Annotated in this window: 22 protein-coding genes; 9 read left to right on the plus strand and 13 right to left on the minus strand. The window is 51.1% G+C overall.

Going from position 1 to position 22,209, the window contains the following annotated elements; all coding sequences use genetic code 11:
• Positions 1 to 4 precede the first annotated feature (4 nt).
• The 5 genes from AR688_RS18390 to chaB all read right to left on the minus strand — a co-directional run bounded on the left by AR688_RS18390 (position 5) and on the right by chaB (position 5,575).
• Positions 5 to 1,288: a glycosyltransferase gene (locus AR688_RS18390; protein ID WP_068237550.1), complete on the minus strand. Its 1,284-nt coding sequence runs from the start codon at positions 1,286 to 1,288 to the stop codon at positions 5 to 7.
• Between the two features lie 3 nt (positions 1,289 to 1,291).
• A complete protein-coding gene (locus tag AR688_RS18395) occupies positions 1,292 to 3,541 on the minus strand; it encodes a hypothetical protein (RefSeq protein WP_068237553.1) in 2,250 nt (749 codons plus the stop codon).
• Positions 3,541 to 4,314: a TVP38/TMEM64 family protein gene (locus AR688_RS18400; RefSeq protein ID WP_231732172.1), complete on the minus strand. Its 774-nt coding sequence runs from the start codon at positions 4,312 to 4,314 to the stop codon at positions 3,541 to 3,543. The genes AR688_RS18395 and AR688_RS18400 overlap by 1 nt, the downstream gene beginning before the upstream one ends.
• A gap of 97 nt (positions 4,315 to 4,411) precedes the next feature.
• A complete protein-coding gene (gene pip / locus AR688_RS18405; protein WP_068237557.1) occupies positions 4,412 to 5,326 on the minus strand; it encodes a prolyl aminopeptidase in 915 nt (304 codons plus the stop codon).
• Between the two features lie 21 nt (positions 5,327 to 5,347).
• The gene (gene chaB / locus AR688_RS18410) at positions 5,348 to 5,575 is read right to left on the minus strand and encodes a putative cation transport regulator ChaB (protein WP_068237558.1); all 228 of its coding nucleotides are present in this window, start codon (positions 5,573 to 5,575) and stop codon (positions 5,348 to 5,350) included.
• Between the two features lie 146 nt (positions 5,576 to 5,721).
• Between chaB and AR688_RS18415 the strand changes: the two genes are divergently transcribed.
• On the plus strand, positions 5,722 to 6,318 hold the full coding sequence (locus AR688_RS18415; protein ID WP_197412286.1) for a superoxide dismutase family protein: 597 nt from the start codon (positions 5,722 to 5,724) through the stop codon (positions 6,316 to 6,318).
• A 145-nt stretch (positions 6,319 to 6,463) separates the two neighbouring features.
• Here AR688_RS18415 and gppA read toward each other — a convergent pair whose 3' ends face one another.
• Complete coding sequence (gene gppA, locus AR688_RS18420; RefSeq protein WP_068237561.1) at positions 6,464 to 8,005, minus strand: guanosine-5'-triphosphate,3'-diphosphate diphosphatase; 1,542 nt, start codon at positions 8,003 to 8,005, stop codon at positions 6,464 to 6,466.
• A complete protein-coding gene (gene rhlB / locus AR688_RS18425) occupies positions 7,971 to 9,257 on the minus strand; it encodes an ATP-dependent RNA helicase RhlB (protein ID WP_068237562.1) in 1,287 nt (428 codons plus the stop codon). Before rhlB ends, gppA begins: the two co-directional genes overlap by 35 nt.
• Before the next feature lie 102 nt (positions 9,258 to 9,359).
• Here rhlB and trxA point away from each other — a divergent pair, with 102 nt between their 5' ends.
• From trxA to AR688_RS18440, 3 genes are all read left to right on the plus strand, one after another.
• Entirely contained in the window at positions 9,360 to 9,686 is a 327-nt protein-coding gene (gene trxA / locus AR688_RS18430; protein ID WP_068237566.1) for a thioredoxin TrxA, read from the plus strand.
• Between the two features lie 195 nt (positions 9,687 to 9,881).
• Positions 9,882 to 11,147, plus strand: a complete 1,266-nt coding sequence (gene rho, locus AR688_RS18435; protein ID WP_068237568.1) for a transcription termination factor Rho — start codon at positions 9,882 to 9,884, stop codon at positions 11,145 to 11,147.
• 93 nt (positions 11,148 to 11,240) lie between these two features.
• The gene (locus AR688_RS18440; protein WP_068237574.1) at positions 11,241 to 12,536 is read left to right on the plus strand and encodes an NAD(P)/FAD-dependent oxidoreductase; all 1,296 of its coding nucleotides are present in this window, start codon (positions 11,241 to 11,243) and stop codon (positions 12,534 to 12,536) included.
• Here AR688_RS18440 and AR688_RS18445 read toward each other — a convergent pair.
• The 6 genes from AR688_RS18445 to AR688_RS18470 form a co-directional block, all read right to left on the minus strand.
• A complete protein-coding gene (locus tag AR688_RS18445) occupies positions 12,486 to 13,367 on the minus strand; it encodes a hypothetical protein (RefSeq protein WP_068237577.1) in 882 nt (293 codons plus the stop codon). The genes AR688_RS18440 and AR688_RS18445 overlap by 51 nt on opposite strands.
• Before the next feature lie 69 nt (positions 13,368 to 13,436).
• Complete coding sequence (gene deoA / locus AR688_RS18450; RefSeq protein WP_068237583.1) at positions 13,437 to 14,747, minus strand: thymidine phosphorylase; 1,311 nt, start codon at positions 14,745 to 14,747, stop codon at positions 13,437 to 13,439.
• 3 nt (positions 14,748 to 14,750) lie between these two features.
• A complete protein-coding gene (locus tag AR688_RS18455; RefSeq protein ID WP_068237587.1) occupies positions 14,751 to 15,176 on the minus strand; it encodes a cytidine deaminase in 426 nt (141 codons plus the stop codon).
• Positions 15,177 to 15,231: 55 nt separating this feature from the next.
• Entirely contained in the window at positions 15,232 to 16,395 is a 1,164-nt protein-coding gene (locus tag AR688_RS18460) for an MFS transporter (protein WP_068237590.1), read from the minus strand.
• A gap of 51 nt (positions 16,396 to 16,446) precedes the next feature.
• Entirely contained in the window at positions 16,447 to 17,229 is a 783-nt protein-coding gene (locus AR688_RS18465) for an amidohydrolase (RefSeq protein ID WP_068237593.1), read from the minus strand.
• On the minus strand, positions 17,217 to 18,362 hold the full coding sequence (locus AR688_RS18470; protein ID WP_068237596.1) for a methionine aminotransferase: 1,146 nt from the start codon (positions 18,360 to 18,362) through the stop codon (positions 17,217 to 17,219). The genes AR688_RS18465 and AR688_RS18470 overlap by 13 nt, the downstream gene beginning before the upstream one ends.
• 105 nt (positions 18,363 to 18,467) lie before the next feature.
• On the opposite strand from AR688_RS18470, the gene AR688_RS18475 reads away from it, so the two are divergent.
• The 5 genes from AR688_RS18475 to AR688_RS18495 all read left to right on the plus strand — a co-directional run bounded on the left by AR688_RS18475 (position 18,468) and on the right by AR688_RS18495 (position 22,154).
• Positions 18,468 to 19,100: a methylthioribulose 1-phosphate dehydratase gene (locus tag AR688_RS18475; RefSeq protein ID WP_068237599.1), complete on the plus strand. Its 633-nt coding sequence runs from the start codon at positions 18,468 to 18,470 to the stop codon at positions 19,098 to 19,100.
• Between the two features lie 3 nt (positions 19,101 to 19,103).
• Entirely contained in the window at positions 19,104 to 19,787 is a 684-nt protein-coding gene (mtnC, locus tag AR688_RS18480; RefSeq protein WP_068237604.1) for an acireductone synthase, read from the plus strand.
• Positions 19,784 to 20,326, plus strand: a complete 543-nt coding sequence (locus tag AR688_RS18485) for a 1,2-dihydroxy-3-keto-5-methylthiopentene dioxygenase (RefSeq protein WP_068237608.1) — start codon at positions 19,784 to 19,786, stop codon at positions 20,324 to 20,326. The genes mtnC and AR688_RS18485 overlap by 4 nt, the downstream gene beginning before the upstream one ends.
• Before the next feature lie 271 nt (positions 20,327 to 20,597).
• Complete coding sequence (locus AR688_RS18490) at positions 20,598 to 21,464, plus strand: LysR family transcriptional regulator (RefSeq protein WP_231732174.1); 867 nt, start codon at positions 20,598 to 20,600, stop codon at positions 21,462 to 21,464.
• 165 nt (positions 21,465 to 21,629) lie between these two features.
• A complete protein-coding gene (locus AR688_RS18495; RefSeq protein ID WP_068237610.1) occupies positions 21,630 to 22,154 on the plus strand; it encodes a hypothetical protein in 525 nt (174 codons plus the stop codon).
• Positions 22,155 to 22,209: the final 55 nt, after the last annotated feature.

The following is a 22,209-nucleotide window of genomic DNA, read 5'->3' on the forward strand; positions in this document are numbered from 1 at the left end:
TGCTTTACTCTTTGCTGTCAGCAAACAGGGTGCTGCCAACGGCAGTAGTGCCTGCCACTGCAACGCTACGCAAAATGTCCCACTCTGCTTTAACCCATTCCAGAGCATCTTCCCAGTCGCGCTCCGTTCTGACCGCAGTGGGCTGATTGTCCAGCAAAGCACTAAAACACTGCAGCGCTTTATCTGCCGAACATGCCATGGAAAAAGCGTCAGCTGTATCTCGGGCGCCTTGCTGCAGCTCTGCCAGCTGCTGTACCGGCGCTTCAACTAACCGGCGCAGCGCCGCACTGAATGCAGCGGTAGTTTTATCATACAACAGCAAACCATTTTCACCGTCTTTTACCACTTCGCGCACACCGGGTGCATCTAATGCCACCACTGGCAAGCCAGCGGCCATAGCCTCGGCCAGCACTATGCCCTGCGTTTCACTGCCTGAAGCAAAAGCAAATATGTTCATGGCGTGCAATGCATCAGTTAACTGTTGTTGCTGTAAAATACCTGTCATATGCAGCTTGTCGCTAATGCCGGCCTGCGCAAACACCTGCCGGATTGCCGCTTCAGACGGGCCGGCGCCCACCACCAGAAAATGCACTGGCGCGCATTCAACGGCAACATTTGCTACCGCATGTGCCAGAAACTCAAGGTTTTTCTCTGGTGCTAACCGTCCCAGATGGCCGATAACAACAGCGTCGGTGGGGATCTCCAGTTGCTGTCGCACTGCATCGCCGTTACCTTGAGCAAACCGCCCGGTACAAACACCGGTAGGGATCACAGTAACAGGTGTAGTCACGCCGCGCTGCTGCAACATCTCAGCAATGCTCTGGCTGGGTGCAATAATCTGATCGCATAAATTGGCATAGCGGGTTGCCAGCTCAACGGCAAAGCGTTGCATGGTGGCAGAATCCCCGGGTATATAGTGAGTATACTGCTCATACAAAGTGTGGTGGGTAAACACCAGCGGCAACTTGCGGTAACGGGCAGTGCGCAGCGCTGTCATGCCCAGCAGAAACGGATGCTGCGAATGAATAATATCTGGCGCAAACGCATCCAGTATTTCACTGAGCTGATCATGGATTGGCAGGGCGACAGAAAAATCGCTGGCATTGAAATTCTGGATTGCGGCAATACGCACTACATCTGTTTCATCTTCGGGCATATCAGCAAATTCCGGCGCAACGACCAACACCTTGTGCCCCAACTGGCGATACTCTGCCACAAAGGCTTCAACTGAGCGCGCCACCCCACCAACATGCGGGGTAAAAGTATTGGTGAATATCGCAATATTCATTTGTTACGACTCCTGTTTACTTAGCGTCACAGAGCCGGCCACAGCCTGCGCTGTTTCTGTCTGATACCCGGGCAAGGCTATTTCCATTGCAGGTACACTGCCGTTATACCAATCAGCTTGCCATTTCACTACAACACCCTCTTCAGCGCAGACAGTGATCTCTATACTAATACTGCCAAAACTGGTGGGGGCCGGGCCAAAGTAGACGGGCGTCCCCGGAGCCAGCCAGCGCTGGGGTACACCACTGCATAACATCAGATGCTGGCCTTCTTCACGGACAAAACAGTTACGTATCATCAGTAACCACTCGGCAGCCGCCCATACATGGTGGCCATCCCCCATACAACCGCCTCCGGTAGCCGGGTGAATAGCCTCAGGCCACTGCCCGGTAGGTGACGCCAGTGCAGCTACCGCATCCATTAACGTCAGATAACGCGGGTCTTTCGCCCGCAACAAAACCTGCGCGACATGCAGGGTTAAGTAGGCATTTAGCCCCGAGTGAATCATGTCCTGATAAAAGGCATCTTTAACAAAGCAGCGCTGCAACAAAAATTCGACCGTATCCAGCAGACGGGGATCGTCAGGCGCCAATAACTGTGCCGGATAGCCCGCAGCCAATGAACCAATGGCTCCGGCATCCAGCCGCCGGTAAGGCGATGCCGGCATGCCGGGACGCTTTAAGCGTGTTGCGCAATGGGCCAGGCTTTTATCTATCGCTTTACTAAAGCTGGCGGCGGCCTGAGCAAACTCGTGTTGTTGCTTCAGATCTGTATCGCCAAACAAGGCTGAAGCCGCCTGTAAACCAGCTACACCCCAAAAATCATCCCAGTAGTAATAATCGTTTGGTCCAAGGTGTTCGGCACTAAAACCCGGCGGTAGTAAGCCGGCATGAGGTGCATCAAGGTTATCCGACAAGCGTTTACGGATTATCCAGCGCGCGCCGCTTTGCACCGGACCATGCCAGTCGGCGGGCATTTTGCGGCCGGTCATATCAAAATAGCGCTTGAGGATCCACAACACTTCACCGTTGGCATCCCATTCGCCTTCCTGCGAGCGGAAATAGCCCAGTAATGTCTGGCGCGGTGGGAACTGATTCAGCGCCCGCTCGGCACGTTCAGTCAGGCCGGCGCATAGTAAGGCGTGAATAATAAAAGCCGCATCACGAAACCAGAACCGTTTGTAGGTATAAGGACCAGGATAAACATCTTCCGGCGAGTGCAAAATTAGCGATGTGACAGCCGCGTCATATAAAAACTGATAGTGTGCATCCGGGCAGGTCAGCTTGCAGGTTTTCTGCTGCTCCTGCCGCCAGGCGTCTGTTTGCAGCTGCTCGTTACGTTCTGTTGTTAACGGCACAGACACTTCCAGTTCCTGCCATTCGTCAGCTGGCAACGCAAACAACGCTGCAGCAGTGACCATACCGACGTCACAGACGCCATCGGTCTGCTCCTGCGCATCGTTCAGATGAATGTAAACATCACCCTGGCGATAGGTGGAAACATGATGCCGCTCAGCCTTGCGGCTGAACTCTACCCGCTTATTATCATCAACCTGCCAGGCCGTTCGGTCTGAGTTTAACCTTACACGGTGAATAAAGCTGATGCCTTCCGGGTTTTGCGGCCGCAGCGCCAGCACCAGATAGCCCTGCTGGGCCGACTTTGCCCGCAACCGCAGTTTACATACCGCTATGCCATCCTCAAGCTCGACAGATGCCTGAGTGACCAGCGCCATATCATGCAGCACAGTTTCTGTACTGATACTGACATCGCCAGCCATTCGCAATTCTTGCTGACACTGCACCGCTCTGGACGGCAACAAATACTCACCCTGCTGCGGCATAATCCAGGCATCCAGAGACCAGCCATCCAGAAACGGCGTCAGCAGCCCTCTGGGGTCAACAATAGGTAACTCAGGGCAGTCCGGCAAACCTATTGCCGTCCAGTTACGATGGGTCAGGTTAATATGGGTAATGGAAAAAGCCCGCGGGATAAACGACGCATCGTAAGGGTCAAATTGCCGTTCAATCCAGTATGGCCATACCCAATCCAGATTATGCTGGATCACCCGGCTGTTAATCAGACCACGGGCATGAAACACCACTCCTGCACGTAGCAGCTCAATCGGTTCGCCCACTTCTGATGGCTGGGCAAAGTTATGCAGCCGCGCCAGTAAGGCAATAGGATCAATAAAACCATGTTTATGTGCAACATAGCGCACCACATAACGCCACGGTAGCCATTTTAACCAGGTCATCAGTCAGGCTCCTTTTGTGTGTCTTGTTCGGTATATTGCGCCAGCGCCCGGCTGGCCAGACGGTTAAGATAAATAATCACTGCAATAGCCGCCAACAGGCCGCCGGCATACAAGCCCCACTCCCACATTGAACGCTCGCGTGAGGTAAAATCAAAGCTGGAAATGTCAGCAATTAACGACCCCAGATACACGTTGTGCACAGTAAACGGAATAAAACCCAGCAACGAGCCACCGATATATCCCCGTAGCGAGAACTGAGTTAAACCAAAAAAGTAATTAGAAATTTTACCGGGGAAAAACGGGATCAGCCGGGTTAGCAGCACTATCTTCCAGCCATTTGGCGTCAGCTCGTCGTTTACCAACTTTAGCTTTGCCCGCGCCATAACAAATTCTCTGGCACGCTGGCCAAAACAGTAGCGTGCAATCAAAAACGCTAACACGGCGCCAAAGGTGGTACCCAGTAATACATAAACCGAGCCCGCCACCACGCCGAAAACAAAGCCGGCCCCCACGGTAAATAATGCCCCCGGCAGCAGCAACACCACTACCGCTGCCATAATTAACATAAACAGCACCGGCGCCCAGGCGCCTTGTTGCTTAAACCACTCCAGCAGATGCAGCACCTCTTTATGCACACCAAAATGCACCAGCAATATCAGCACGACAGCGACAAATAATAAGCTGCCAATAACACCCAATATCGCCGACATTTTGCTGTGTGGTTTTGATGGGCTCTTTGCCGTTTTACCGTTTTTTACAGTACCTGATGTCACTATGGTTTATTTCCTAAGGTTATTTTGCTGCATCTTTGCTTACTATTTATTAACAGGTATAGCTTGCTAAGCTGTACGCCTGATGAACCTAATGCAGTCAGTCGGCTATCGCAGACTCCAGATCCAACAACAGCGCGCGTAGGCTGCAGAAATTTTCTGGCTCGGTAGCATCATGTGCCGCAAGTGGTAAAATATGCAGTTGAGCCCGCGCCAGCTGGTTTGACAACTGCCAGGCAGTACCACAAGGACAAATGGTATCGTAACGGCCCTGCACAATATCAACAGGTATAGCCTGCAAACGGGCGCTGTTACGTAAAATATAGTCCGGTGGCAAAAATGCCTGCTGCTTAAAATAATAGCTCTCAAGTAAAGCCATCTGCAGGCAACTGTCTGGGGCGCTAAACAGCGCTATTTTGGCCTCGTCTGGTGCCAGAAAAGAATTTACTGCTTCCCACCTGGCCCAACTGATAGCGGCTGCATTACGCTGTGGTTGGTTGGCTGTTGATAACTTTTCAAAATAGGCGGTAACCGGGTCGGCTGCATAATCGACCTGCTGAATAAAGCGCTGATACTCTTCCGGATATATCTGATTGGCGCCGTATAAATAGAACCAATCCAGTTCTTGTTGCCGGCATAAAAAAATACCCCACAGCACCATGCTTGCCACATGCTGTGGATAACGAATGCCATACAGTAAGCTTAAAGTACTACCCCAACTGCCCCCCGCCAGTATTAACTGTTCAACTTCCAGAGTACGACGTAGCAGTTCTATGTCAGCAATTAAATGCTCAGTCGTATTAGCGGTTAACCGGTTTTCAAACGTGCTGTTACCGCAACCTCGCTGATCATAATAGATTACCGGGCGCTGCAGCTTGGCAAACAGCTGTTTGTTATCGGCCCTGACACCGGCACCGGGCCCGCCGTGGACAAACAATAACGGGATGTCTGCTGCAGGGTTTCCCTGCAACTCAAAATACAACTGGTGGCCATCACCAACATTAAGATAAGGCATCGGGGCTCCGTTAAATGCTAGTTACTTTTTCACCCATTTCCCCGCCTCATTCTTCTCGTAGCTATGTTTCACCGCAGCCCAGGCTACTTTATGCGCAACCTCTTCCCGGCTGTCATCGCCGCGGCGTTTATCCGGATCGGCATATTCATCCCAGGCACTGTTAAACGCCTCCTGGTAAATGTCCTGGGCATGGGCAGGTAAAGTGTCTCTTACGGTCTCTGGCAATTCGCGGTGATTGTTATAAGGCATAAAATATCTCCTGCTGTCTGCATAGTTTGCTGTTTTAGTCTGAACGCAAAGCTCATGCCATTTTTCTTAACACTTAGGTTGGCGCCGAACTTGCAAACTCAATCAGTGCGACTCTTATTGCTTACTCAATCTTGAAGGAGGTTATTATGAAACTGCGGATATTGCCCTTGCCGTTACTCGCTGCAGGCCTGTTATTAGGCTGCAACCCTGATCCTAACCCACCGTCTGCACCAGGTAGTGTTACCACACCGGCACCTATGCCCGGGAAAGCTGACGAGCAAGCTGCCGGCAACAGCATTAAAGTGCGGATGAATAAAGTCACTGCAGAGGGTGTGGGTGACAGTACAGGCACCATCATCATTACTGAAACAGCAGACGGCTTGGTATTTAAACCCGAGTTGCAGGGCCTTCAGGCGGGAGAGCATGGTTTTCACGTACATCAGAACCCCAACTGCGAACCGGCAATGAAAGATGGCGAACGCCAGGCTGCGGCCAGTGCTGGCAGCCATCTGGATCCGGCGGATACCAATCAGCATGCGGGCTCGGACGGACAAGGTCACCTTGGTGACTTGCCGATGATCCGTGTTGATAGCAATGGTAACCAACAGGAAGTAACAGCCGGGCGGATGAAGTTGGATGACTTGAAAAACCGGTCATTGGTTGTGCATCAGCAAGCTGACGATTACACCTCCGCGCCTTCAGGCAGCAGTGGTAGCCCGATCGCTTGCGGCATAATACAGTAGTAACCTCTGCAGGTTGGTAAAAGGGGTATATACAGATATGCCGGTACTTGCTAACAGCCCGCTGCCATTGCTAATTGGTAGCTGGCTGTTGGGCAAAAATTACACACTTTGCGGTAATATTTACCCGATTAACAGCTAGCAGTTTTTACTTGATAATCAGTTCCCAGCCGGTTTGTTGCTGATACTGCACTTCCTGCTCCAGCTCTGCGCGCATTAGCGGATGCTGATCCAGCCAACCTTCCGGCATGTTCAACGTTAATTGCTCGCCTTTACTGCTGATATTTACCTGCGGCAATACCTCATGCCGGCGACGCATAGATAAAATCACCGCCAAACGCAAAATACGTGTTAAACGTACCGTTAACAGCACTGATGTCATGGTTTGGCGGGCGATAATTTCGCGGCTGATATCAGCCCGATGATTATGCACCAGCGCCATCACCAATTGCTGCTGGGCCCGGGTGAAACCGGGCAAATCGGAATGGTTAATAATATAAGCACCATGATGATGGTGATTTTTATATTCAATCAGCAAACCCAGCTCATGCAGCAAAGCGCCACTTCTGAGCATGCTGTGGCCTTCAAACTTCTGCAAATCCCAGCGGCTTTGTAACTGATTGGCAAGCTCACAGGCCATTTCGGCAACCCGTTCGGCATGACGCTGGTCAATAAAATAGCGCACCATCAAACTGGCCACGGTGCGATTACGCACGTCAGTATGTTGCAGTTGCGGCAACATGCTGTACAACACGCCCTCACGCAGCGCGCCGCCGGACAATGTCATACCATTGATGTGAAGCTTGCGAAACAATGCTATTAAAATAGCCAGACCAGACGGGAATACCTGCTTACGCTCTTGCGCCAGGCCAACAATGGTCAGTTGCTCCATACGGCCACACGCCAGTGCCTGCTGCATAATATCTTCCAACCGGCTTAGTGTGATCACTTCATCTTTGCCCTGAGCAACCAGTATTTCCTGCATCGCCTGCACAGTACCAGACGCACCTACTGCCAACTGCCAGCCGGTTTGCCGGTATTGCTCGGCAATAGATACCGCCTCTTGTTCTGCCGCAGCGATAGCCTGGCTAAAATTATCTTCACTAAGCTCATCGTCGCTAAAATAGCGTTCCAGATAAGTGACGCAACCCATATTCAGGCTGGACAACAGCTGCGGAGTAAAACCGGCACCAATCACTACTTCGGTGCTGGCGCCGCCAATGTCGATCACCAGCCGGTTGCTGTCACTGTTTGAGGTATGGGCTACGCCCAGATAAATAATGCGGGCTTCATCTTCACCGCTGATAACCGTCACTTTCTGGCCTAAAATGGCCTCAGCTTCTTTAAGAAAGGTTTTAACATTTTTTGCCAACCGCAGCGTAGCGGTGCCGACAATACGGATATTTTGTGGCGGTATATCCTGCAACCGTTCAGCAAATAAAGCTAAACATTCCCAGCCGCGTTTCATCGCTTTGCGGCTAAGTACCAGATTTTCATTTAAACCGGCGGCCAGGCGTACTTTGCGTTTTACCCGGCCTATAACCTGCACTGAGCCACCAACAACCTTGACCATCAGCATATGGAAACTGTTTGAGCCAAGATCAATCACCGCATAGATATCCTGATGCGGTGATTGGTCGGCAGACAGCGCCGGATTAACGAGGACGGTTGCGAGGAGCTCTTGCGCCATTACTGCTACGTCCGCCCGGGCCACTGCGGCTGCCGGTTCTGGCCTGACCGGCGCGGCGGCGAACCCGCGGCTTCGGCGTTTTAATATCATCCAGCAGGGCGCTGGCATCGTATTGGCTTACCGGAACCACATGACGAATATAGTCTTCAATGGCTGTCAGGTTAAGCGCATAACGCTCGCAGGCAAAGCTAATGGCTTTACCGCTTTCACCGGCCCGGCCGGTACGGCCAATCCGGTGCACGTAGTCTTCGCAGTCATCCGGTAAGTCATAATTAAATACATGGCTTACTTTAGGAATATGCAGGCCTCGCGCCGCAACGTCGGTGGCAACCAGAATATCCAGCTTACCGCTGGTGAAGTCCTCTAAAATGCGCAGGCGTTTTTTCTGGATCACATCACCGGTGAGCAACCCAACGCGATGGCCATCAGCCTCCAGCCAGGCGTGTACTTCTTCACACCAGTGTTTGGTGTTAGCAAATACAATGGCTTTATCCGGCCACTCTTCTTCCATCAGTGTTAACAGCAATGGCAGTTTATGTTCGTCTGACGGATAAAACAGCTCTTCGCTGATACGGCTACCGGTCATTTCTTCCGGCGCAACATGGATATGCACCGGCTGATTCATTTTCTCAAACGCCAGTTCCTGTACCTTATAAGACAAGGTAGCTGAGAACAACAAGCTCAAACGCTCTGTCGCCGGCGGCATACGGTTAAACATAAAGCGGATGTCTTTAATAAAGCCCAAATCGAACATGCGATCAGCTTCGTCCAGCACCACTACCTGAATTTGTGATAAGTCGTACAAGCCTTGCTTTAAGTAATCTATTAAGCGGCCTGTGGTACCAATTAAAATATCTACGCCATTTTCCAACAGCTGGCGTTGAGTATCGTACCCCTCGCCCCCATAAATTAAGCCAAGACGTAAACCGGCTTTATCAGCCAGTATTTTTGCGTCCTGATGGATCTGTACCGCCAGCTCACGCGTAGGAGCCATAATAATGGCGCGCGGCTGACCAGAACCTTTGGGCTCATGGGTAAGTAAATGGTGGAAAGTAGCGGTTAAGAACGCCAATGTTTTACCCGTGCCCGTTTGGGCCTGGCCGGCAATATCTTTACCAGCAAGAGCCAGTGGTAAACATTGGGCCTGAATGGGCGTACAATAGCCGTAACCTTGCGCGGTTAACGCGTCAAGAACCTGTGGCGCCAATGCGAAATCGGCGAATTTATGCGAAGTTAAGTGTGTTTTATTCATACGGCGCTAAGCATAACCGTTACGCTTGCAATAAGGAACAGCCACGTTTAAATTGATAACACTTTTTTGCAGCCGGGCTGCATCGTACTAGCGGAGACATAAATGAGCGAAAATATTTTACAGGTTTCTGACGATAGTTTTGAAACCGACGTGCTAAAAGCTGATGCACCGGTTTTAGTCGACTTTTGGGCGGAATGGTGTGGTCCATGTAAAATGATCGCTCCTATTCTGGAAGACGTGGCAAAAGAATATGCCGGTAAAGTAACAGTGGCCAAAGTGAATATTGACCACAACCCCAACACGCCGCCAAAATTCGGTATTCGTGGTATCCCTACCCTGCTGTTATTTAAAAATGGTCAGGTTGCTGCAACTAAGGTGGGTGCACTGTCGAAAACTCAGTTGAAAGAGTTTCTTGACGGTAACATCTGAATAAATTGAAAAAAGGCGTATTTTTATACGCCTTTTTCTGTTTCAACGCTGGACGCACCAGTAGCCAACTGCTATTGTGTAGCCAATTAAACGTTCTAAACCACGCTTGTCTGTCGAAAAAACCACTTCCAAACCTTATTTTATCGAACCGATAAGCATTACCCTGTTTATATATCAACAAGAAACCCAATCAATATGCATTTAACAGAACTGAAACTGAAGCCAATTAGCGAGCTGGTTGAATTGGCTGAGTCTATGGGCCAGGAAAATATGGCCCGCCTGCGCAAACAGGACATTATTTTCGCCATTTTAAAATCCCACGCCAAGAACGGCGAAGAAATTTTCGGTGATGGTTGTCTGGAAATCCTGCAGGACGGTTTCGGTTTTCTGCGCTCCAGCGACAGCTCTTACTTAGCCGGCCCAGACGATATTTACGTTTCGCCCAGCCAAATCCGCCGCTTTAACCTGCGCACCGGCGACAGTATTTCCGGTTTAATCCGCCCGCCCAAAGAAGGCGAGCGTTACTTTGCACTGTTAAAGGTAAACGAAGTTAACTTCGGCCGCCCGGAGCAGGCACGTAACAAAATTCTGTTTGAAAACTTAACCCCGCTGCATGCTAACTCACGTTTGCGCATGGAACGTGGTAACGGCAGCCGTGAAGATATCACCGCCCGGGTACTGGATTTAGCTTCGCCTATCGGTAAAGGCCAGCGCGGCTTAATCGTGGCACCACCCAAAGCCGGTAAAACCATTTTGCTGCAGAACATCGCCCAGTCTATTGCCGCTAACCATCCGGATTGCGTGTTAATGGTACTGCTGATTGACGAGCGGCCGGAAGAAGTAACCGAAATGCAGCGTTTGGTAAAAGGCGAAGTGATTGCCTCTACCTTCGATGAACCGGCCAGCCGCCACGTACAGGTGGCTGAAATGGTGATCGAAAAAGCCAAACGCCTGGTTGAGCACAAAAAAGACGTTATTATTCTGCTCGATTCTATTACCCGTTTAGCCCGTGCTTATAACACCGTGATCCCAAGCTCCGGCAAGGTATTAACCGGTGGTGTTGACGCCAACGCCCTGCATAAACCAAAGCGTTTCTTTGGTGCAGCACGTAATGTTGAAGAAGGCGGCAGCTTAACTATTATCGCTACCGCGCTGGTAGATACCGGTTCGAAGATGGACGAAGTGATTTACGAAGAGTTTAAAGGTACAGGTAATATGGAACTGCACCTGTCGCGTAAAATTGCTGAGCGTCGGGTATTCCCGGCCATTGAATTTAACCGCTCCGGCACCCGCCGCGAAGAACTGCTGGCTTCATCTGAAGAGCTGCAGAAAATGTGGATCCTGCGCAAAATTCTGCACCCGATGGATGAAACCGAGTGTATGGAGTTTTTGATAGACCGTCTGTTGATGACCAAAACCAACGACGAGTTCTTCGATGCCATGAAACGGCAAAAAAGTTAACTGACAAAACCGGCCTTCGTGCCGGTTTTTTCTTGCCTGTGGTTTAACGGCAAGACGTTGTACTGCTTTATTTTTCACAGAAGGAAGTAGCATATGACACGCCCGCGCATAGTGGTTATTGGCGGAGGGGCTGGCGGCCTTGAGCTGGTAACCCGCTTAGGCAATAAACTTGGCCGTAAAGGCAAAGCGCATATCACCCTGATTGACCACAACCAAACTCATATCTGGAAACCGCTGCTGCATGAAGTCGCCACCGGCACACTGGACGTGGAAATTGATCAGCTTAGTTACCGGGCCCATGCCGCAACCCACGGTTTTGATTTTCAGCTGGGTAGCTTTTACGGCCTGAACCGGCAGCAAAAAACCATTACTTTAGCGCCGGTATATGCCGATGATGGCGAAGAGGTACTGGCGGCGCGTGAGCTGGCCTATGACTATATGGTACTGGCCATTGGTAGTGTGTCTAACCACTTTAATACGCCAGGTGTGGCTGAGCATTGTATTTTTTTAGACAGCCCTTCCCAGGCGCAGCGTTTTCAGCGCCATTTGCTGGGTGCCTATTTAAAGCTGAATTCACCCGGCCATCCGAAAGATAAATTAAATATCGCTATAGTGGGCGCCGGTGCTACCGGGGTAGAGCTAGCTGCCGAGCTGTATCATGCCGCCGCGGAGCTTAACCTGTACGGTTTTGCCGATTTACGTAAAGACCGGTTAAATATCAGTGTAATAGAGGCCGGGCCGCGTATTTTGCCCGCGCTGCCGGAACGAATTGCTAATGCAGCGTTAAAAGAGCTGCAAAAGCTGGGTGTGCATGTGCGCACCAGCACTAAAGTTACCGCTGCCGATGCCCATGGTTTGCAGCTGGGCGACGAACATCTGGATGCTGAGCTGATGGTGTGGGCCGCCGGTATTAAAGCGCCGGACTTTTTACATCAGCTCGACGGCCTGGAAAATAACCGCATTAATCAGTTACTGGTAAACAGCAAGCTGCAAACCACACTGGATAGCCACATTTACGCCATTGGCGATTGTGCCGGTTACCCACTACCCGACAATAAATGGGTACCGCCAAGGGCGCAATCGGCACACCAGATGGCCAGCCTGGTTGCGACGAATATTCTGGCGGAATTAAATGGCAAAGCGCTGCGCGATTTTAATTATAAAGACCACGGCTCGTTAATTTCACTGAGCCGTTTTGGTACTGTCGGCAGTCTAATGGGCAATTTAGTCGGTGGCGCCATGATGATAGAAGGCCGTATTGCCCGGCTGGCGTATATCTCTTTGTATCGTATGCATCAGGTTGCGCTGCACGGCTGGCTGAAAATGCTGGTGATCAGTTTAGTGGCCCGTATCAACCGCATCGTCCGGCCCCGGCTTAAGCTGCATTAACGTCTGCTGCTGTAGTTGCTGCAGATCAGTGCTCAACCGGCGTTGGGCACTGCTATCCAGCCAGCGCTGCATCGCTTGCAGATACTCAGTACTTTGCCACAACACTGGCAATACCTGATCTATCGCCTCGATTGCTGCCTGCCCTATACTATCCTGGCTACAGGTAACATAAGACACACTGGCAACATTAGCCCCCACTATCGCCCGGTGTTCCAACGCTGCGGCTTCAGGCAACAACTGATTGTAATACTGCATCCGCTCAGGGTACTCCACCACATAGTCCACCCGGTTACCTGCCAGCAGGCCTGCAGCATTGATCTCACTGGTAAAGGCGTGGCTGCTCAGATTACTGTCCGGGTGATGCAGCAGCGGCGCAATGACATCGGGATATAGCCGGTTCGGTTGAAACGCCCCTCTGATAGTTTTATCCAGCGCCAGCACGCGGATATCAGCTCCCTCTGGCTGCATGGCAGGATGAGTAGTCAGTTTGCCGGCAATATAGCCCACCGCTACCGCCGGCCCTACTGCCATAGGTGTAGAGAACAACCGGCTTTGAGCACGCTCTTCTGAATATAAAGTTCCCAGCGCGCAGCTAGCCGCGTCCGGTTGTTGAAAAATCTGCTCTAATCGTGCCAGGCTGACCAAACGGGTGTCATGGCTAAACTGCGGCAGCGCAGCCATAATCTGTTGTTGTAGTAAATCAAAGGTGCCCTGGCCCTGAAACGGGCCATTAACAATCTGATGCGGCGGCCAGTCGGTTTGCAGCCAGGTAAGTTGTGGCTTAGCGTATGCACTGCTGGCCAGCAGCAAAAGCAAACAACGTAATAGCATGGATGCGCCCCGAAATTGACTGCTTTAACTGTAGCCAATAATGGGGCACAACGTCAATCAGCCACTCACTCAACCAATAGTATGGTGCACCAGTGGATACGGCTCTGCTGCCGTTGCCAGATCCAATGCTGCAAGGTACTCATTTGCTGCTACTGCGGCGGCATCTTCGCTGGCGGCATGCACTTTGGCAATCACATCGCCCTGCTGTACCTTGCTACCTGTTGGCAGAATATGGCTAAAACCCACTGCAGGGTCAATTTGCTGGCTGGGGTGCGACCGGCCTCCACCTAAACGCACTACCGCCATACCTAAGCCCACAGTATTGTTGTAACTCAGGTAACCACTTTGTGGCGCAATAATCTCCTGTACTACAGGCGCACTGGCCAGATACTGTTGTGGTTTTTCAATCAGATCCGCGGGCCCGCCTAACGCTGCCACCATTTTAGCGAAAATCTCTGCTGCTTTGCCTGAGCTTAAGCTGTGCTCCAGCGCCGCTACCGCCCTGGCCTTGTCCTTGTAAAGCCCACCCAGCATTAGCATATTAGCGCCCAGTTCCAGCGTAACCTGATGCAAGCGTGGCTCACGGTATTTGCCGGTTAAATAATCCAGCGTTTCCATCACTTCCAGCGCATTGCCGGCTGTACTGCCTAAAATCTGGTTCATATCTGTCAGCAGTGCCCGTGTTGGCACCCCGGCACCATTAGCCACATTAACAATACTGCTGGCCAGCGCCGAGGCATCATCGACGGTGCGCATAATGGCACCGTTGCCGATTTTGACGTCCATTACCAGCGCATCTAAACCTTCAGATAGCTTCTTCGACAAAATAGACGCCGTGATCAGCGGGATCGATTCCACAGTGGCAGTAACATCACGAATAGCATATAAACGCCGGTCGGCCGGCGCCAGCTGGCTGCTCTGGCCGACAATAACGCAACCCAGTTGCGGCAATAACTGCTGAATTTTTTCCAGCGGTTGGGTACAACTGTAACCGGGAATGGTTTCCAGTTTATCTACCGTGCCGCCGGTATGGCCCAGGCCGCGGCCGGCAATACTGGGCATATAAGCGCCGCAAGCGGCCACCATCGGCGCCAGCATTAAGGTGACTTTGTCACCAACACCGCCGGTGCTGTGCTTATCTACCACCGGGCCGTTTAACTTACCTTGCCAGTTCAGTACCGTACCGCTGTCGCGCATGGCCAGCGTTAGCGCAACAATCTCATCGGTTTGCATACCGTTTAAATAAATCGCCATTGCCAGTGCGGCTACCTGGCCTTCGCTGAAACTGTCGTCGGTTAAACCACGGACAAACTGCTTAATCTCGGCCTGACTTAAATTGCCACCGTTACGTTTTGTTTTAATAATTTCCTGTGGGATCATCTATTAAGCTCCAACTTTAGTGCTGTTGGCCAGATAGGTGGGTGTAAAAGCCGCTGGCAGTAATTCGCCTAAGCTCCAGTTTTGCTGCTGGTGCAAATGGTTGCAACTGGCGATAGGGGCATTGGGGCTAAAGAATTCCGCAATAACCTGGCGGCAGATACCGCACGGTGGCGTTAGCATGTCTTGCGGTGTGTACACCATCAGCGCGGTAAATTTGCGCTCACCTGCCACTACTGCTGCGCCTATGGCGTTACGCTCGGCACATACAGTGCCACCATATGAAGCATTTTCAACGTTGCAGCCGGTATAAATTTTACCGCTGTCGGCCAGTATCGCCACGCCAACGGGGAATTTGCTGTAAGGCGCATAAGCCTGCGCGGCGGCTTGTTGTGCTGCCTGTTGCAGGGCAGCCCAGTTAATTTCGCTCACTGGTTAAACTCATGTTAGTTATGGCCGTATAGTGTTACTGCGAATACGGCTGTGGTCAAGCCCTGCCTAAGCGGCGCTGAAACAGCCACAAACAGCCAAATAGCCAGATACTGGCCAGTGGTATCAGCCAGAATGCCTGTGCAATACCGGCCTGCTGCGCCCACACTCCGGTTAACAAACCGGCAAACTGGAAGCCAATTGAGCTGCCAATACTGGCGATGCCAGACAATACCGGACCATTGTCGCTGTCCAGATCCATAGCAGTAGATAACATTAGCGGAAACAAACCACCCACACCCAGCCCCAACAGCAAGTTACCCAGCGCCAGCAATTCGCTACCATTACTTAACTTCACCACAAAGGCGCCTGCCACCGTAAAAGCCCCCAGCAGCAACATAAGTTGAGCACTGCTTAACCAACGCAATAGCAGCGCAAAACCAAGCCGGCTAAGCACCATACCACCGGTAAACCAGGCCAGCAGCAAACGGGCATCTTCAGCCTGATAGCCCAAACCATCTACCGCGTAACTGACAAACCAGTTACCCTGGCCCCATTCTGCTGCGCCGTACCCTACCATCACCAGTAACAGCAATAAAAAAATAGGCTGGCGCAGCACGGTAATATAAGACAGGCTTTTACTACCACTGTGGCTGCGCCCGGCCAGTACAGGCTGCATTCTGGCAACCTGCCAGCTGTATAAGCCGACAAATAGCAGGCATAGCGCAATAATACGGATTGGCCAACGCCAGTCATCCAGCACCCAGTACAGCATCACCACCCAAAGCGGTGCTGTTAAGGTGCCCAGGCTAAACATAAAGTCCATCAGGCCCATCATAGCTGCACGTTTATTGGCAAACAGCCGGGCAATAAGAGTATGGCCGATGGTGAACATCACGGAGTAGGTTAATCCCACCAGCACAATCAGCGGCAGCAATAGCTGCCAGTTGCTGACCGCTGACAACAGGCTTAACAAAATCGATTCAGTAATGGCTAAAAATGCAAATAAGCGCAGAAAATGGAAACGCTGCACATATTTGCCGCCTATGATGGCGCCGACAATAGTGCCCACCGACATTAAGCTGAAAAACACGCCACTGATCGCCGGCGCCATATTTAACGCTTTTGCCATGTCGGGCAGTAACATACCCCAGAGAATAATAAGGTTACCCAATAAGAAGAAACCGCTGAAGATCACCGCGGTGGGGTGTAAGCGCGACATAGCCGCTCCTTGTAATACCGGTAAATGAAAATACTGCAGGACTGTAGAAGCTTAGCTCAGCACAAAAGCATCAGCATCCAGATGGGCCGGAAATTGTTGCCGGTACTGTTTAAGCTGTGCATAGTCTAACGTAGCACACAGCACTGCAGGTTGTGCCACGGCCTGATCTGCGACAACCTGCCCCAGATAATCGACAATCAGGCTGTCACCGCTGTATTGTACGCCATTGCCGTCGGTGCCAACCCGGTTGCAGCCCAGCACAAAGGTCTGGTTCTCGATTGCCCGTGCCAGTAGCAACGTACGCCAGGCATGGCGCCGGGCCGCCGGCCAGTTAGCAACATACAGCGCGACATCGTAATCAAGGCAATTACGGCTAAACACCGGAAAGCGCAGGTCATAGCATACCTGCAATAAAAAGCGCCAGCCGCGCCAGTTCACCACTACACGCTGATCACCAGCTATATATGCCTGATGCTCACCTGCCATGCGAAACAGATGCTTTTTGTCATAGGCAGTTACCTGGCCTTCTGGTGTCACAAAATAACAGCGGTTAACACACCCCTTATCTGTACGGGTAGCCACCGAGCCCACCAGTGCAGCGCCAATCTGCTGCGCCTGTTGTTGCAGCCAACCCAGGGTGTCGCCTTCGGGTTCAGCAATATGCTCGCTTTGCATCGAAAAGCCCGTAGTAAACATTTCCGGCAACACAATGATATCCGCTGCCTGAATACGGCTTATCTGCTCTGCCAGCTGTTGCCGGTTTGCCATCGGGTTTTGCCACTGTAGTGCAGTTTGCACCAGCGCAACATTAAGCGGCATTGTTATATCCGACATAACACCTCCGCAGCAGCTTTTAGCGTGCTGCTTTGTTTAGCAAAGCAAAAACGGATGATCCGGCGCTGTGGTGGCTGGTTATAAAACACCGATAACGGGATGGCCGCCACTTTGTGCTCAGTTGTCAGCCAGCGGCAAAACGCCACATCATCCAACTCACTAATGGCGCTATAATCCGCCAGTTGAAAATAGGTACCCTGACAAGGCAATAGATGCAGCCTGCTGCCTTGTAACAGGCTGACAAACTGATCACGCTTCTGCTGATAAAACCCCGCCAGGCCACTAACCTGCTGCGGTTGCTGCTGTAACATGGCCGCAATAGCATATTGTGCCGGAGTAAAACTGGAGAAGGTGACATACTGATGTATTTTGCGAAATTCTGCCGTCAACGCCGCCGGCGCGATGCAATACCCCAGTTTCCAGCCGGTAACATGGAAGGTTTTACCAAAGGATGAAACGATAAAGCTGCGCGCGGCCAGTTCAGCAAAGTTATTAGCGCTTAGCTGCACCGCGCCATCAAACACCATATGCTCATACACTTCGTCGCTGATGCAGTACAAATTACGCTGCAGCACCAACTGCTGCAACTGCTGCCAGTCATCAAGGTTAAACACCATGCCGGTTGGGTTATGCGGACTATTAACAATAATCAGTTTGGTCCGGGCTGTGATGGCATCAGCCACTTGTTGCCAGTTAATCCGGTAATCCGGTGCATTAAGCGCAATATGCACGGCTGTGCCGCCGTTTAACTCAATTGCCGGTACATAGCTGTCGTAGGCCGGATCAAAAACAATCACTTCATCCCCCGGCGCGACTACGGCACTAATAGCAACAAACAGCGCTTCTGTCGCACCGCTGGTTACCGTTACCTGCTGCTCGGCACACACTGCCCGGCCATAACAGCGTTGCACCAAAGCGGCAATTTGCTCACGTAACGGTACAATACCCGGCATAGGCGCATATTGGTTAAGCCCCTGCTGGCTGTAATCGGTAAGATACTGCAGCAATAAGCTATCAGGTGCAAAATCGGGGAAACCCTGAGATAAATTAATGGCTTGGTGCTGGGCAGCCAGTTGCGACATCTGGCTGAAAATAGTAGTACCAACGGCTGGCAGTTTGCTTTTGAGTGTCATGCGGGCAAGAAAAAGTTGCGAAAACCGGCTTGAATGCTATCATTTAGCCCGTTTTATGTATAGACATCTAAACGTTCAAACGTATAACAACCAGGCCTGATAATAATGAATGACTCTGCCCAGCTGCATCAGATTAACCCCAATGCCATTGCGTTGTGCGCATTAGGGCGCTGGATCGCCAGCCGCCATTGGGTGCCCGCTACCGGCGGCAATTTTTCTATTCGCAGCACCGAACACAGCGCCTTGATTACAGCTTCTGGCAAAGACAAAGGCGAATTAAGCCCGCAAGATTTACTCCCCGTCAGCTGGCTGAATAATCAGCTAACCTGCCCTGGCACACCGTCTGCCGAAACAGCACTGCATGCGCAACTTTATCAGTTGGATAGCCGGATTAAAGCCGTACTGCACACCCACTCAGTGCACGCTACGGTGTTTTCGCGGCTGATAAACCAGGACAGCTATAACTTTCAGGGCTACGAAATGCAAAAAGCCATTAGCGGTAACAGCAGCCATGAAGCGCCCTGCCCGCTGGCGATATTTGACAATACCCAGGACATCCCGGCACTGGCACAACAAGTAGCTCAGCGCTGGCAGCAGCAACCACTGAATTTTGCGTTACTGGTGCGCGGCCATGGCCTTTATGTTTGGGGTTACAGCCTGGAACAGGCAAAAAGGCATTTAGAAGGTTGGGAGTTTCTTATAAACTGCGAGCTGGAACGATTAAAGCTAACAAGGTAAACCGTGAAGTATTCCGCCATTATTACTGATATTGAAGGCACCACCAGCCGGATAAGTTTTGTTACCGATATACTCTTCCCCTATGCCGCCCGTGAATTGCCTGCCTTTATCCGGGCCAATACGACACAGCCCGATGTAGCAACCGCGCTGGCCACCTGCCGCGAACTGATGCAGCAGCCTGAAGCCAGTGCAGAGCAGATTATTACCCAATTACTGGAATGGATAGCTGAAGATAAAAAAGTAACACCGTTAAAAACCTTACAAGGTATGGTGTGGCAACATGGCTACCAAAGCGGTGCTTTTACCGGCCACCTGTATGCCGACGCAGCTGAACAATTACAGCACTGGCACAACCTTGGTATCAGGCTTTATGTCTATAGCTCTGGTTCTGTGCAGGCACAACAGCTGTTGTTTCAGTACAGCGACTATGGCAGTTTAACGGCGTTGTTTAGTGGTTATTTCGACACCCGTGTTGGCGCCAAAGGTGATATTTCATCTTATGCCGCTATTTTGCAGCAGTTACAGCTGCCGCCAAAGCAGGTGTTATTTTTGTCTGACGTAGTAGCCGAACTCGATGCCGCCAGAGCGCTGGGTATTGCCACAGTGCAATTGATCCGTGAAGGCCAGCCTGCAGCAGATCACTCCATTGCCCACAGTTTTGACCAGATCCAGGAGCAGATACCATGAGCCGGTTAACTGTTTATGCCAGCGACAACGCTATAACCCCGTTGCTTGACACCAGCGACAATGAACAGATCTGCACTGAGCTGGCCAAAGCAGGCATCCGCTTTGAGCAATGGCAGGCCGGCGCGACCGTAACCGCTCAAAGCAGCAACGACGCTATCCTGCAGGCTTATGCGGCAGATATTCAGCGCTTAAAACAAGAACGTGGTTATATTACTGTTGATGTTATCTCGCTTAGTGCCAATCACCCCGACAAAACCGCGTTGCGGCAAAAATTTCTGGCAGAGCATACACACAGTGAAGATGAAGTACGCTTTTTTGTTCGTGGCCAGGGCCTGTTTTGCCTGCACATTGCCGGTAACGTGTATCAGGTGTTATGCCAACAAAACGACCTGATCAGCGTACCCGCAGGAACCACACACTGGTTTGATATGGGCAGTGAGCCGGAATTTACCGCCATACGGCTGTTTAACAATGCCGATGGCTGGGTAGCCAACTTTACCGGTAATGCTATAGCCCGCAATTTTCCCCTGCTGGCATAGCCCTGCGCCAGTATACTGATATAAATAACAATTTTTCTACATATCGAATTATCAGCAGCTATATTTTGATGCAATTGCTGCGCTAAACTGGCGCAGTCAACCTGCAGTCTCGATCACTAAGCTATGATTTTACTTGTGATCAGCATTGGTGCAGTTTATGCAGTACGTTAAGCATAAATTCAGTGTTGTTAATCATAATGCAACCTTCGTCGACTATAACCATCGGCTAACAAATGAGATTGAGTGCTACATAATGCCAATGCATACACCCATGCGCGGCCTGCGTTGTTTTTGTGTCGCGGCAGACTGTTTAAGCTTTAAAGAAACGGCAAAACGGCTGTACCTGACACCCTCTGCGGTAAGCCACCAGATTAAACAGCTGGAAGACAACCTCAACCTGCAATTATTTGAACGTCAGACCCGTGCCATAGTGCTGACAGAAACCGGCAAACGTTTTTATCAATCTATTCAGCCGCTGATGCAGCAACTGGCCGCGACAATAGGCGAATTCAGCCAGGTACAACGGATGCTGGAAGTCAGTATTTCGATGCCCGAATTTTTTGCCAGTGAATTATTTGTGCCCCGGTTGATTGGCTGGTCAGAACAATACCCAAATATTAACCTGAAGCTGGAAACGGTAAAATCACGCCGCGACAGCCAGAAATACACCGATCTGTCGATTATTCTGTCGGGTAAAAAGCCGGAAGAAAACATCTCCTACGATTTATTCCCCATCAGCTATGTACCAGCCTGCAATGCCCAGCAGTACCAGCAATGGCACAGTAAAGGCTATCGCATTCTGGAAAAGGTGCCGCTGCTGTTGCATCAGGCCCGCCCTTACGCCTGGCATCGCTGGGCAGAACACGTGGGGTATCATAATTTCAGGCCAAAACAAATTATCCAGCTGGACAGCATGTTCAGTGTAGCGCGCGCTGCACAGCAAGGCTTAGGTGTTGCGCTGATCCCGCTGCCTATCAGCAATGGCTGGTTCAGCAACGGCAGCCTGCAGCGTTTGTTCGAGCAAGAACTGCTTAGCCGCGATCGCTACTATCTGGTGCGGCACGACAACGATCCCCACCGCGATGAAATTCAGTTGTTGATCGACTGGATCTTGCAAAGCTTTCATTTAGATAAGTAAACTCCTCCCCTCTTTCGTTGTATGACAAACATTAGCGACTTATAGGTGAATTTATTTCACCTGTCGCATTTTTTTTTATCGTTTGTCAAGTTTAGTGCTTTTGCTCAAACTTACACCTGCAGACCGATAGCGGCTGCCTGGATGGGAAATTGGGAGCAACACACTATGAAAGCGAGATCAGTTAAATTAGGCAGTTCTTTGGCGTTGATGCTGATGGCCTCGGGTTCATTTCTCGCATCAGCCAACACCAATGGCTATAAAATGGTACTTATTGAAGATACTCCTGGCGTAGCCGCCTTACAGGCCGGCCAATTTGATCAGGGTATCAGCGAAACATTAAACAGCAGTGCAGAAGTAGATAACTTCTCACGTCAAATGAGCCTGTGCGTTGGCTTTACCAAAAGCGGCAAACTGGAGCAGGCATCAGGTGCATGCGACAGCGCGGTATCTGCCTCACAGCAGTTTCACCAGGTTAGCAGCAGCGACAAGCGTGAAATGCGTGCTTACGCTCTGACTAACCGTGGCGTACTGCGCCTGTTACAAAACAATAACCTGTCAGCACTGGCCGACTTTAAACGCGCAGCTGAGTTAAACCGCAGCGACGTAAATCAGCACAACCTGCAACGGTTAGAGTTAGCACTGAACAAAGCCAACAACGGCTTAGACATCGCGATGGTGTCAGCAGAGTAAGTAACTTCTGCGATGTAACAGTAACAAAGGTTATTGCAGAGTAAGCGCCTGCATT

Origin of the sequence: Rheinheimera sp. EpRS3 (assembly GCF_001513785.1) — a bacterium.
Classification (GTDB): domain Bacteria; phylum Pseudomonadota; class Gammaproteobacteria; order Enterobacterales; family Alteromonadaceae; genus Alishewanella.

Bases quoted from the DNA above. Each gene is read 5' to 3' on its own strand.
- AR688_RS18390 (WP_068237550.1), bottom strand. From the start codon at position 1,288: ATGAATATTGCGATATTCACCAATACTTTTACCCCGCATGTTGGTGGG.
- AR688_RS18395 (WP_068237553.1), bottom strand. From the start codon at position 3,541: ATGACCTGGTTAAAATGGCTACCGTGGCGTTATGTGGTGCGCTATGTT.
- pip (WP_068237557.1), bottom strand. From the start codon at position 5,326: ATGCCTTATCTTAATGTTGGTGATGGCCACCAGTTGTATTTTGAGTTG.
- chaB (WP_068237558.1), bottom strand. From the start codon at position 5,575: ATGCCTTATAACAATCACCGCGAATTGCCAGAGACCGTAAGAGACACT.
- AR688_RS18415 (WP_197412286.1), top strand. From the start codon at position 5,722: ATGAAACTGCGGATATTGCCCTTGCCGTTACTCGCTGCAGGCCTGTTA.
- gppA (WP_068237561.1), bottom strand. From the start codon at position 8,005: ATGGCGCAAGAGCTCCTCGCAACCGTCCTCGTTAATCCGGCGCTGTCT.
- rhlB (WP_068237562.1), bottom strand. From the start codon at position 9,257: ATGAATAAAACACACTTAACTTCGCATAAATTCGCCGATTTCGCATTG.
- trxA (WP_068237566.1), top strand. From the start codon at position 9,360: ATGAGCGAAAATATTTTACAGGTTTCTGACGATAGTTTTGAAACCGAC.
- rho (WP_068237568.1), top strand. From the start codon at position 9,882: ATGCATTTAACAGAACTGAAACTGAAGCCAATTAGCGAGCTGGTTGAA.
- AR688_RS18440 (WP_068237574.1), top strand. From the start codon at position 11,241: ATGACACGCCCGCGCATAGTGGTTATTGGCGGAGGGGCTGGCGGCCTT.
- AR688_RS18445 (WP_068237577.1), bottom strand. From the start codon at position 13,367: ATGCTATTACGTTGTTTGCTTTTGCTGCTGGCCAGCAGTGCATACGCT.
- deoA (WP_068237583.1), bottom strand. From the start codon at position 14,747: ATGATCCCACAGGAAATTATTAAAACAAAACGTAACGGTGGCAATTTA.
- AR688_RS18460 (WP_068237590.1), bottom strand. From the start codon at position 16,395: ATGTCGCGCTTACACCCCACCGCGGTGATCTTCAGCGGTTTCTTCTTA.
- AR688_RS18465 (WP_068237593.1), bottom strand. From the start codon at position 17,229: ATGTCGGATATAACAATGCCGCTTAATGTTGCGCTGGTGCAAACTGCA.
- AR688_RS18470 (WP_068237596.1), bottom strand. From the start codon at position 18,362: ATGACACTCAAAAGCAAACTGCCAGCCGTTGGTACTACTATTTTCAGC.
- AR688_RS18475 (WP_068237599.1), top strand. From the start codon at position 18,468: ATGAATGACTCTGCCCAGCTGCATCAGATTAACCCCAATGCCATTGCG.
- AR688_RS18485 (WP_068237608.1), top strand. From the start codon at position 19,784: ATGAGCCGGTTAACTGTTTATGCCAGCGACAACGCTATAACCCCGTTG.
- AR688_RS18490 (WP_231732174.1), top strand. From the start codon at position 20,598: ATGCGCGGCCTGCGTTGTTTTTGTGTCGCGGCAGACTGTTTAAGCTTT.
- AR688_RS18495 (WP_068237610.1), top strand. From the start codon at position 21,630: ATGAAAGCGAGATCAGTTAAATTAGGCAGTTCTTTGGCGTTGATGCTG.